The 10,942-nt window shown below is 71.5% G+C and carries 11 protein-coding genes and 1 rRNA gene; 7 read left to right on the top strand and 5 right to left on the bottom strand.

Annotated elements, in window-relative coordinates:
* Window positions 1-211 precede the first annotated feature (211 nt).
* Window positions 212-328 (top strand): 5S ribosomal RNA (gene rrf, locus ACZ592_RS23200).
* 119 nt (window positions 329-447) lie between these two features.
* Here rrf and ACZ592_RS23195 read toward each other — a convergent pair.
* Window positions 448-1,854, bottom strand: coding sequence for a hypothetical protein (locus ACZ592_RS23195; RefSeq protein ID WP_471583491.1), 1,407 nt, complete (start codon window positions 1,852-1,854; stop codon window positions 448-450).
* A 15-nt stretch (window positions 1,855-1,869) separates the two neighbouring features.
* Here ACZ592_RS23195 and ACZ592_RS23190 point away from each other — a divergent pair, with 15 nt between their 5' ends.
* Window positions 1,870-2,661, top strand: a complete 792-nt coding sequence (locus tag ACZ592_RS23190; RefSeq protein ID WP_471583490.1) for a tetratricopeptide repeat protein — start codon at window positions 1,870-1,872, stop codon at window positions 2,659-2,661.
* A gap of 55 nt (window positions 2,662-2,716) precedes the next feature.
* On the opposite strand, the gene ACZ592_RS23185 is transcribed toward ACZ592_RS23190, so the two are convergent.
* On the bottom strand, window positions 2,717-4,000 hold the full coding sequence (locus tag ACZ592_RS23185; protein ID WP_471583489.1) for a DUF1015 domain-containing protein: 1,284 nt from the start codon (window positions 3,998-4,000) through the stop codon (window positions 2,717-2,719).
* A gap of 72 nt (window positions 4,001-4,072) precedes the next feature.
* Here ACZ592_RS23185 and ACZ592_RS23180 point away from each other — a divergent pair, with 72 nt between their 5' ends.
* The gene (locus tag ACZ592_RS23180; RefSeq protein WP_471583488.1) at window positions 4,073-5,125 is read left to right on the top strand and encodes an HAD hydrolase-like protein; all 1,053 of its coding nucleotides are present in this window, start codon (window positions 4,073-4,075) and stop codon (window positions 5,123-5,125) included.
* Window positions 5,126-5,329: 204 nt separating this feature from the next.
* Here ACZ592_RS23180 and ACZ592_RS23175 read toward each other — a convergent pair whose 3' ends face one another.
* Window positions 5,330-6,160, bottom strand: coding sequence for a siderophore-interacting protein (locus tag ACZ592_RS23175; protein WP_471583487.1), 831 nt, complete (start codon window positions 6,158-6,160; stop codon window positions 5,330-5,332).
* Window positions 6,157-7,233, bottom strand: coding sequence for an ABC transporter substrate-binding protein (locus ACZ592_RS23170; RefSeq protein WP_471583486.1), 1,077 nt, complete (start codon window positions 7,231-7,233; stop codon window positions 6,157-6,159). The genes ACZ592_RS23175 and ACZ592_RS23170 overlap by 4 nt, the downstream gene beginning before the upstream one ends.
* A gap of 53 nt (window positions 7,234-7,286) precedes the next feature.
* Here ACZ592_RS23170 and ACZ592_RS23165 point away from each other — a divergent pair, with 53 nt between their 5' ends.
* From ACZ592_RS23165 to ACZ592_RS23155, 3 genes are read left to right on the top strand one after another with little or no spacing between them, the layout of a single operon-like run.
* Complete coding sequence (locus ACZ592_RS23165) at window positions 7,287-8,330, top strand: FecCD family ABC transporter permease (RefSeq protein WP_471583485.1); 1,044 nt, start codon at window positions 7,287-7,289, stop codon at window positions 8,328-8,330.
* On the top strand, window positions 8,327-9,352 hold the full coding sequence (locus tag ACZ592_RS23160; protein WP_471583484.1) for a FecCD family ABC transporter permease: 1,026 nt from the start codon (window positions 8,327-8,329) through the stop codon (window positions 9,350-9,352). The genes ACZ592_RS23165 and ACZ592_RS23160 overlap by 4 nt, the downstream gene beginning before the upstream one ends.
* The gene (locus tag ACZ592_RS23155) at window positions 9,349-10,212 is read left to right on the top strand and encodes an ABC transporter ATP-binding protein (RefSeq protein ID WP_471583483.1); all 864 of its coding nucleotides are present in this window, start codon (window positions 9,349-9,351) and stop codon (window positions 10,210-10,212) included. Before ACZ592_RS23160 ends, ACZ592_RS23155 begins: the two co-directional genes overlap by 4 nt.
* A 10-nt stretch (window positions 10,213-10,222) precedes the next feature.
* Here ACZ592_RS23155 and ACZ592_RS23150 read toward each other — a convergent pair whose 3' ends face one another.
* Window positions 10,223-10,570 carry an alkyl sulfatase C-terminal domain-containing protein gene (locus ACZ592_RS23150; protein ID WP_471583482.1) on the bottom strand — a complete coding sequence of 116 codons (348 nt, stop codon included), beginning with the start codon at window positions 10,568-10,570 and terminating at the stop codon, window positions 10,223-10,225.
* Between the two features lie 42 nt (window positions 10,571-10,612).
* On the opposite strand from ACZ592_RS23150, the gene ACZ592_RS23145 reads away from it, so the two are divergent.
* Entirely contained in the window at window positions 10,613-10,942 is a 330-nt protein-coding gene (locus tag ACZ592_RS23145; RefSeq protein WP_471583481.1) for a hypothetical protein, read from the top strand.

The following is a 10,942-nucleotide window of genomic DNA, read 5'->3' as shown; positions in this document are numbered from 1 at the left end:
GTTGATAGGCCAGATCTGGAAGCCCGGTAACGGGTGGAGGTGACTGGTACTAATAGGCCGAGGGCTTGTCCTCAGTTGCTCGCGTCCACTGTGTTTGTTCTGAAACAACGAACAGTTGTGTCGGCTGAACAGCGTCACTATCCAATTGAAGAGTGTGCTTGTTCGCTGCCCTGTTTTAGATCCTGCGATTTCGCCGGATGTTTCATAGGGTTTCGGTGGTCATAGCGTGAGGGAAACGCCCGGTTACATTTCGAACCCGGAAGCTAAGCCTCAAAGCGCCGATGGTACTGCAGGGGGGACCCTGTGGGAGAGTAGGACGCCGCCGAACAATCTTTGGAGGACCCTTGGTCCCAGCGTCCACGCTGGGACCAAGGGTCCTTTTGTTTTTGTCGAAGCGCGCCGGCCTGCAGGCTGCGCGAGAATGACTGCGGTACCGAAGACTAGGAGTCACCGATGTCCCCCAACTCTCCCGACGAGCGACCGGAGCGCGATCAGCGCCGCCGGGACGATGGTGACCGGGGCGGATACCGCGGGGCTCCCCGTCGGGACAACGACCGTGGTGACCGTGGCGGGTTCCGTCGCGATGACAACCGTGGTGGCGGCTACCAGGGCCGTGACGACAATCGCGGTGGCGGGTTCCGTGGGCGCGACGACCGTCGTGATGACCGTCGTGACAACGACCGCGGTGGTGACCGTGGTGGCTTCCGTCGTGATGACCGGTCCGGTGGTCCCAGTGGGCCGCGTCGTGATGACCGTCGTGATGACAACCGTGGTGGCTTCCGCCGTGACGGCGACCGGCCGGCGTTCCGTCGCGACGACCGTCGTGACGATCGGCCCAGTGGCCCGCGTCGTGATGACCGCGGTGGCGACAACCGTGGTGGGTTCCGTCGCGATGACAATCGTGGTGGCGGCTACCAGGGCCGTGACGACAATCGCGGTGGCGGTTACCGGGGTCGTGACGACCGCCGTGACGACCGTCGCGAGGGTGACCGCGACCGTGGCGGGCGTCCCCCGTTCCGTCGTGATGACCGGTCCGGTGGTCCGAGCGGGCCGCGTCGTGATGACCGTCGTGATGACAACCGTGGTGGCTTCCGCCGTGACGGCGACCGGCCGGCGTTCCGTCGCGACGACCGTCGTGACGATCGGCCCAGTGGCCCGCGTCGTGATGACCGCGGTGGCGACAACCGTGGTGGGTTCCGTCGCGATGACAATCGTGGTGGCGGCTACCAGGGCCGTGACGACAATCGCGGTGGCGGGTTCCGTGGGCGCGACGACCGCCGTGATGACCGCCGTGACAACGACCGCGGTGGTGACCGCGGTGGATTCCGTCGTGATGACCGGTCCGGTGGTCCCAGTGGGCCGCGTCGTGATGACCGTCGTGATGACAACCGTGGTGGCTTCCGCCGTGACGGCGACCGGCCGGCATTCCGTCGCGACGACCGCCGGGACGACCGCCGTGACGATCGCGGTGGTGACCGTGGCGGGTTCCGTCGCGATGACAACCGTGGCGGCGGCTACCAGGGGCGCGACGACCGTCGTGATGACCGTCGGGACAACGACCGCGGTGGTGACCGCGGTGGATTCCGGCGTGACGACAGCCGCGGGGGCGACAACCGTGGGGGCGGCGGGTACCGCGGCCGTGATGACAACCGCGGTGGCGGTTACCAGGGCCGTGACGACCGTGGGCGCGGAGGACCGCGTCGTGACGACCACGGCGGGCGTCCCGGCGGGTTCCGTGGGCGTGACGACCGGCGCGACGGCGACCGCGGTGGGTACCGCGGCGGGCGGGACGACCGGGAGCGCGACCGCGAGCCGATCAAGCGGCTGCCGATCCCGGACGACGTCACGGGTCACGAGATCGACAAGGACGTGCAGCAGGAGCTGCAGAGCCTTCCCAAGGGGCTCGCGGAGGACGTCGCCAGGAACCTGGTGATGGTCGCGAGGCTCATCGACGAGGAGCCGGAAGAGGCCTACGCGTACTCGCGTATCGCCCTGCGGCTGGCTTCCAGGGTCGCCGCCGTGCGTGAGGCCGCCGGCTTCGCCGCGTACGCGAACCAGAAGTACAGCGAGGCGCTCGCCGAGTTCCGTGCCGCCCGGCGGATGACCGGCAGCGTGGAGCTGTGGCCCGTCATGGCGGACTGCGAGCGCGGCCTCGGCCGGCCCGAGAAGGCGCTGGAGATGGCCGGTGCGCCCGAGGTGCAGAAGCTCGACAAGGCGGGGCAGGTCGAGATGCGGCTCGTCGCCGCCGGGGCCCGCCGTGACATGGACCAGATCGACGCGGCCATCGTCACGCTGCAGAGCTCCGAGCTGGCCTCGAACTCCTCGCAGCCCTGGACCGCGCGCCTGCGCTACGCCTACGCCGACGCGCTCCTGGCCGCCGGCCGTGAGGACGAGGCGCGGGAGTGGTTCGCGAAGGTCGTCGAGTCCGACAAGGACGGCAGCACCGACGCCTCGGACCGGCTCGCCGAGCTGGACGGCGTCGAGTTCGTCGACGCTCTGGGCGAGGACGAGGAGCGGGACGAGGAGAGGGACGAGGACGCCGGGCACGACGAGGCCGTGGCGGGGCTGGCTGAGTCGGTGGAGTCCGAGCCCGTAGAGGCGGCCGGTGCCGACGTCGAGGGGACCGAGGCCGACAAGGCCGACGACCGCGACAAGGACTGAGCACAAGCACGGCGAAAGGGCGGGCTCCCTCCGGGGAGCCCGCCCTTTCGCCGTTTCAGAAGTCGAGGTCGCGCAGGACCAGGCCCGTGGCCGGCTTCGGGCCGAAGGACGTCGACTTGCGGGGCATCGTGACGCCCTGGCGGGCCAGGTCGCGGACCACTTCCTCACGGACCGGGTGCATCAGGACCGCCGTGCCGCCGTCGCGCTCCGCCTTCTCGACCGTCGCCGCGGTGTCGTGGATGTACGCGATGTGTTCCGGGGTGTCGGGGATCTGCCACACGTGGTCGAGGAGCGTGGCGTGCAGGACCGTCGCGTCGAGGGTGCGCCAGGCCTCGGGGCGGTCGCCCGGGATCGTACGGGACAGGAGGTCCGGGGACGGGCGGTCGACGAGGTGGAAGACGCCGTCGCCCGCCAGCAGGAAGGCGTTGTCCTTCTCCGCGGCCTGGGACAGGGCGGCCAGGGCGTGGTCGAGCGGGCCCTCGACGGTGCGTATGCGGAAGGATTCCCCGAGGGCCGCGAGGGCGTCGGACACCGGCAGGCGGTGCAGGTAGCGGTGGATGGCGCGGACGCGCAGCGGGTAGCGGGCGGTGTCCACCAGGAGGACCAGGCCGTAGTCCCAGGCGCTCGGGGAGGGGTGCTCGGCGCGCAGGCGCAGATTGGTCGCCCAGCGGTGGTGGCCGTCCGCGATCAGGGCCTGGTGGCGGGCGAGGTCAGCCTGGATCTCGGCGATCTCCGCGGGGTCCGTCACGGACCACAGGCGGTGGTGGAAGCCGTCCTCCGTGGTCGTGGAGAGGAGGGGCTCGCGGCGGGCGGTGCGTTCGACGACGTCCGTGGCGCCGCCGGTGCCGGTCTCGCCGTCGCTGCGGTAGGTCAGGAGCAGCGGCTCGAGGTTGGCGGCGGTGGCCCGCATGAGGGCGGCGCGGTCCTCGACGACATGGGGCATCACGCCCTCGTGGGGCAGGACGATCCCGTCCGTGGTCTCCGAGAGGCGGAGCGCGCCGATGACGCCGCGCTGCAGGATGTCGGTGTCCTGCTGCTCGTAGACGTACAGGCCGGCCTGGGTGTCGGGGGCGAGGATGCCCTCGGCGAGCCAGGTGTGGAGGGTGTCCGCGGCCTGCTGGTTGCGCGCGGCCGGGGTGGTGGCCTGCGGGAGGATCAGCCGGACGATGTTGTGCGGGTCGGCGGATTCCAGGTGGAGCAGGCCGTCCGGCCGTACGACCACGTCGTACGGGGGTGAGGTCACCGCGGCGAGACTGCCGACCCGTTCGGGGACGTAGCGCACGCCCCGGAAGGGGATCAGGTCGAGGCCGCTGTCGTCGGTATGACCCGCTGTGTTCATTAGGGCATCGTATGTGTGTCAGTGGCATGAGCGATGATCGGGGGAGTGGGATCGAGCGAGGAGCGATGCGTAATGAGCCAGACCGCGAGCCGGAGTGCAGACCGGGGCGTCAGGACGGTGCCGGACGGCAGTGGACGGCCGCTGAGTGAGGTCTACGACACGGCTCTGCTCGATCTGGACGGGGTGGTGTACGCGGGCGGGCGGGCCATCGCACACGCGGTCGATTCGCTGGGCGCGGCCCGCGACGGCGGCATGCACCTCGCGTACGTCACGAACAACGCGCTGCGCACGCCCGACGCGGTGGCGGAGCACCTGACGGAGCTGGGCATCGCGACCGAGGGCTCGGACGTCATCACCTCCGCACAGGCGGCGGCCCGGCTCGTGAGTGAGCAAGTGCCCGAGGGCGCGCGGGTGTTGGTGATCGGTGGCGAGGGGCTGCGGGTCGCGCTGCGCGAGCGGGGTCTGGAGCCGGTCGAGTCGGCCGACGACGACCCGGCGGCGGTCGTGCAGGGGTACGGGGGCCCGGACATGGCGTGGGGGCGCTTCGCCGAGGCCTGTTACGCGATCGCTCGCGGGGTGCCGTGGTTCGTGTCGAACACGGACCTGACGATTCCGAGCGCGCGGGGCATCGCGCCCGGTAACGGCGCGGCCGTCGAGGTCGTCCGGATCGCGACGGGTGCCGAGCCGAAGGTGGCGGGCAAGCCGTTGCCCCCGATGCACCGGGAGACGATCCTGCGGACCGGTGCCGAGCGGCCGTTGGTCGTGGGCGACCGCCTGGACACGGACATCGAGGGCGCGTTCAACGGAGAGGTGGACTCGCTGCTCGTGCTCACCGGTGTCACGGACGGCGCGCAGCTGCTCGCCGCGCGGCCCGAGCACCGGCCGACGTACGTGGACGCGGATCTGCGCGGGATGCTCACCGGGCAGCCCGAAGTCACCTCGATGGACGGCGGGTTCGGCTGTGGCGGTTGGACCGCGTCCGTACGGGACGGGGAGCTCGCCCTGGACGGTGACGGCGAGGCCATGGACGGGCTGCGGGCGTTGTGCGCGGCGGCCTGGACGGAGGCGGGGGACGGCGTGTGCGAGCTGGACGCGGCGAAGGTGTTGTCCCGGCTGGGGATCTGAGGAGGGGGGCGCGGCCGGAGGCGTGCAGCCGCCTGATCTGCTCCGGTTCGGTCCGGTGCGGCCCGGGGCGTACGGCCTCGGACGGGGAGCGCCCGCTCAGGAGGGGAGTCCTGGCGGGCGCGGTCGGGGGCGGGCGGAGGTCGGCCCGGTCCAGCGGTTCAGCGGTCGAGCGGTTCAGCGGTCTCGCGGTCCCGTGCCGGGGCGTCAGGCCGTCTCGCCGCTGTCGATGAGCTGGTCCGTGGTCGTTCCCTTGCGCCAGTAGCCCGAGAAGGCCACCTTCTTGCGGTCGAGGCCCCGGTCGCCGACGAGGTGGCGGCGGACGGCCTTGACGGTCGCGGACTCACCGGCGATCCAGGCGTAGGGGGTGCCTTCGGGCAGGTCGGCCCCGCGGATCGCCTCCGTGGTGGCGCCCTCCCGGGTGAGCCAGTGGATCTCGGTGTCGGCCTCGGTGGGCAGGTCCTGGCGGTCGGCGAGGTCGTGGACCTCGATCCAGACACGGGTCGGCAGGCCCGGCGGGAGCGTCTCGAGGATGTTCGCGACGGCGGGCAGCGCCGATTCGTCGGCGGCGAGGAGCAGCCACTCGGTGTCCTGCGGCGGGCAGAAGTCGTACGCCCCGTTCTCCGCGTCGACCGGGCCGAGGACGCCGATGCGGGCGCCGGGCCGTGCGGTCCGTGCCCAGCTGGTCGCCGGGCCGTCGGCGGGGGAGGGGGCCGCGCCGTGGACGGCGAAGTCGACGATCAGTTCGTCCGGGTCGCGGCGCAGTTCGCGGGTCGTGTACGTGCGCATGATGCCCCGCACCGAAGGGTCGAGGGCGCACCACTCGGCGTACCAGTCGAGGGTGTCCCCCGAGGTGTCCGGCATGACCGGGCCGTCCTGGCCCGGGTGCGGGAGGAAGATCTTGATGCGCTGGTCGCGGCCGCCCGTCGCCATGCGCGCGAGGTCGGCGCCGCCGAAGGCCACGCGGATCATGGCCGGGGTGATGTGCTCGGCGCGCAGGACCTCGACGTCGAAGAACTGGTAGGGGGATGCGGTCATCGCTTGAGCCTCTTCGACTTCTCCACGGCGGCGGCGAGCCGCTCGAGGACGGGGGCGTATCCGGCGTAGCTGTAGCGCTCCTCCATGGACCAGGGGACGGTCTGGCCGGCCTTGACGGCGGGGAGCAGGTTCCAGGTCGGCTTCTTCGCGAGGTCCTTGGCGGGCAGCGCGGAGGTGCGGTTGTCGACCATGATGAGGTCGGCGTGGTACTTGTCGGCGTTCTCCCAGCTCAGGAACTCCCAGAAGCCCCACTCGTCGCTCTTCTCGCCCTCGACGAATTCGACGCCGAGGTCCTTGAAGTAGTTCAGGTCGCAGTAGGAGTCGGGGACGGCGACGTACATCTGGTCGGCGGAGCCGGTCATCGCCATGACCTTGAGGCCCCGGTTGGCCTCGGCGGCCTTGCGCAGGGTCCGTTCGGCCTTCTGGAAGCGGGCCTTGGCGGCGCGCACCCGCTCGGTCTCCAGGTCCGCGCCGAGGGAGACGGCGAGGTCGGTGTAGCGCCGAAGGGGCTCCTTGAGGGAGACGCGGGCGCCGTTGATGCCGACGGTGGGGGCGAGCGCGGCGATCTTCTTGCTGCTCTCCTCGGGCACGAACCAGAGGGCGGGCGGCGGGAACATGTTGCTGATCAGCACGTCGGGCTCGAGGGCCGCGTACTTCTCGACGCTGAACTGGCCCCACTCCTGGCCGACGCTGGTCAGCCTGTCGAGGTCGAGGTCGCCGGCCTGCGGGTTGGGCTCGCCGCCGACGGGCTCGGAGGGGCCGAAGATCCCCGTGCACTCGATGCCGTAGTCGTGCAGGGCGGCGGCCGTGCTGACGAAGGCGACGATGTTCTCCGGGCGCCGCGCGGTGCTCGCCGTCTTGCCGCGGTCGTCCTTGAAGCTCCAGGGCTTGTCGGCTCCGCCGTTCCCGTCCCGCTCGCCGTTTCCGCCCTGTTCGCCGTTTCCGCCGCCCTTGCCGGAGGTGTCCGTGTCGCCGCAGGCGGCGAGCAGGGCGCCGAGGCCGAGGGTGCCGCCCGCGAGGAGTATCCGGCGGCGGTTCGGGGCAGGCGGGGGCGAGTGCGGAGGCACGTGCATGGGTGGTGCTTCTCTCGTCGAATTCGAGTGCGAGGGTAGGCTAACCTAACCAGGTGTTGGTCGACAGTCCCCCAGAACCCCGCGCGGAGGCCGCCCCCGGGCCTCCCAGACGCCGCGCGATACGCAGCCTCGGGCTCCTCGTCTCGGTGGCCGCCCTGGTGCTCGTCTTCCTGGCGAGCATCGCGGTCGGCGCGAAGTCGATGTCCATGGACCAGGTCTGGCACGGACTGTTCGAGGACACGGGGACGTACGGCGACGTCGTCGTCGGCGAGCGGCTCGCGCGCAGCGTGCTCGGTGTGCTGGCCGGGGCCGCGCTCGGGCTCTCCGGCGCCGTCCTCCAGGCGCTCACCCGCAACCCGCTGGCCGACCCCGGACTGCTCGGCATCAACCTCGGCGCCTCGGCCGCCGTCGTCAGCGCGATCAGCTTCTTCGGCGTCACGTCGCTGACCGGCTACGTGTGGTTCGCCTTCCTCGGCGCCCTGCTCGTCGGCGTCCTGCTCTACATCCTCGGCGGCGCGCGCGGCGCGACCCCCGTACGGCTCGCGCTCGCCGGCACCGCCATCAGCGCGGCGCTCTACGGCTATCTGCAGGCCGTCATGATCATGGACAATGCCGCGCTCAACAAGATGCGCTTCTGGACGGTCGGCTCGCTGGCCTCCGCCAACATGCACACCATCCAGCAGGTGCTGCCCTTCCTCGCGATCGGCACCGTGCTCGCCCTGTCCCTGGCCCGGCCGCTGAACGCCATGGCCATGGGCGACGACACCGCCCGCGCGCTCGGCGCCCACCTGAACCGCACGCGCGCGCTGTCCATGGCCGCGGCGACCCTGCTGTGCGGGGCCGCGACCGCCGCCTGCGGGCCCATCGTGTTCGTCGGCCTGATGGTGCCGCACATCGTGCGCTCCTTCACCGGCCCCGACATGCGCTGGATCCTGCCCTACGCGGCCGTCCTCTCGCCCGTCCTGCTGCTCGGCGCGGACGTCGTCGGACGCGTGGTCACGCGGCCCGCCGAGCTCCAGGTGGGCATCGTGACCGCGGTCATCGGCGCGCCCGTCTTCATCTTTCTCGTACGTCGTCGGAAGTTGGCCCAGCTGTGAAGGCGCTACGCACCCGGGGCCTCTCCGTCCGGCTCGACGTCCGCACGGTCGTGGTCGTCGCCCTGCTCGTGGCCGCCGCGATCGTCGCGAGCGTCGTCCTGATCGGTACCGGCGACTTCTCCATCCCGGCCGCCGACGTCATCCGCACCCTGCTCGGCAACGGCGACGCAGGGCAGGAGTTCATCATCAACGACCTGCGCCTGCCGCGGGTCGCGGTCGGACTCCTGGTGGGCGCGGCCCTCGGGCTCGGCGGCGCGCTCTTCCAGTCCATCGCCCGCAACCCGCTGGGCAGCCCGGACGTGCTCGGCCTCGGACAGGGGTCGACCGCAGGCGCGCTCATCATGATCGTGGTGTTCCAGGGGAGCGCGGCCCAGGTCGCGGCCGGCGCGCTGGTCGGCGGACTCGTCACCGGCTTCGCCATCTACCTGCTCGCCTGGAAGCGCGGGGTGCACGGCTACCGCCTCGTCCTGGTCGGCATCGGCGTCTCCGCGTTCATCACGGCCATCAACGGCTATCTGCTCACCAAGGCCGACTTCGTCGACGCCGCCCGCTCCGTGGTCTGGATGACCGGCTCCCTCAACGGCCGCGACTGGGACCAGGTCCGGCCGCTGCTCGTGCTCTGCGCCGTCCTCGTACCGCTCGTCCTCGTGTACGGGCGTCCGCTGCGGATGCTGGAGATGGGCGACGACGTCGCCAACGCGCTCGGCGTACGCGTCGAGCGCACCCGCCTGGTCCTGCTGACCGCCTCCGTGCTGCTCACCGCGGCCGCCACCGCCGCCGCGGGCCCGGTCAGCTTCGTCGCGCTCACCGCACCGCAGCTGGCCCGCCGCCTCACGCGCTCGCCGGGCCCCAACCTGATGCCCGCGATGTTCATGGGCGCCACCCTCCTGATCGTCGCCGACTGGGTCTCGCAGCGGGCCTTCGGCGCCGACCAGCTGCCCGTCGGCGTCGTCACCGGCGTGCTCGGCGGCGTCTATCTGCTGTGGCTGCTCGTCACCCAGCGCAAGGCGGGACGCATATGAGGCGCCGCCCCGAACTCGTACCACCCCATGATCAGGAGCGTCCTGCTGTGAACCGGCTCATCGCCGACGACGTCACCCTCGGCTACGACCAGCGCGTCATCGCGGAGAAGCTGTCCGTCGAGATCCCCGACAACTCCTTCACCGTGATCGTGGGGCCGAACGCCTGCGGCAAGTCCACGCTGCTGCGCGCCCTGTCGCGGATGCTCAAGCCGTCCGCGGGCCGGGTGCTGCTCGACGGGAACGCCATCCAGTCGATGCCGGCGAAGAAGGTCGCCAAGACGCTCGGCCTGCTGCCGCAGTCGTCCGTCGCGCCCGACGGCATCACGGTCGGCGACCTGGTCGCCCGCGGCCGCTACCCCCACCAGGGGCTGCTGCGGCAGTGGTCGAAGGAGGACGAGCGGATCGTCGACGAGTCGATGGCGTCGACCGGCGTGCGCGAGCTCGCCGAGCGTTACGTCGACGAGCTCTCCGGCGGTCAGCGCCAGCGCGTCTGGATCGCCATGGCGCTCGCCCAGCAGACCCCCCTGCTGCTCCTGGACGAGCCGACGACCTTCCTCGACATCCAGCACCAGCTCGACGTCCTCGACCTCTGCGCCGAGCTCCACGAGGAGCAGGGCCGCACGCTGGTCGCCGTCCTGCACGACCTGAACCACGCCGCCCGCTACGCCACGCACCTCATCGCCCTGCGCGACGGCGCGGTGGTCGCCGAGGGCGCGCCGTCCGAGATCGTCACGGCGGAACTGGTGGAGCAGACCTTCGGGATCCAGTGCCAGATCATCGACGACCCGGAGACGGGGACGCCGCTGGTGATCCCCGCCTCCCGCGCGGGCCGGGGCGTGCCGGCCAAGGCGGCGGGCTGAGGGACGGGCCCTAGAGGAGCGACCTGAGCCGCAGCAGGTCCCGGAAACCGGCTTCCAGCTTGACCCGGCCCGAGGCCCAGGCCTTCGCGAAGTTGAGGTCGCCCGCCACCATCGACACCAGGTCGTCGCCGGCCATCGCGAGGCGGATCTCCGCCTTCTCGCGCGGCGGGCCCGGGTGGCTGTCGAGCACCGTGATCCGGCCGTTCTCGAGGCGGCCCGTGAAGGTGACGTCGAGATCGGTGATGCGGCAGCTCAGCGAGCGGTTCAGGGCAGCGGCACTGCGCACGTCGCCGTCGGCCGACGCGAGCGTGTCCGAGAGTCTGTCGAGTGCGGTGCGGCACTCCGCCATGGTCGCCATCGTGATCGACCGTACCCCAGGCCTTCGGGGTAGCGTCGTGCCATGAGCGACTCATACGAGGGCCCCGAAGCGTCGTACGCGGGCCTCGAAGAGGGGGAGGCGGCACAGCCGGAGCCCGAGGTTCCGGACGAGCCGTCGTACGACCCCGCCGCCCCCGCGCCCCTGGGCGTGGAACGCACGCCGACCGGCAACGCCGAGGTGGACGCCCAGCTCGCCCGGCTCGGCGACGCCGACCACCTCGCCACGGACGGCCACCTCGAGGTGTACGAGGATGTACACCGGGGCCTGCGCGACGCACTCACCGCGCTCGACGCGCGCCCCGGCCCGCCGGCACCCACCGGCGCGCCGACACCCAGGCACGACAGGAGCTGA

The organism is Streptomyces sp. NPDC040622 (assembly GCF_055593965.1).
The sequence above is the reverse complement of the archived record's forward strand: the minus strand, read 5'-3'. Positions and strand labels throughout refer to the sequence as shown.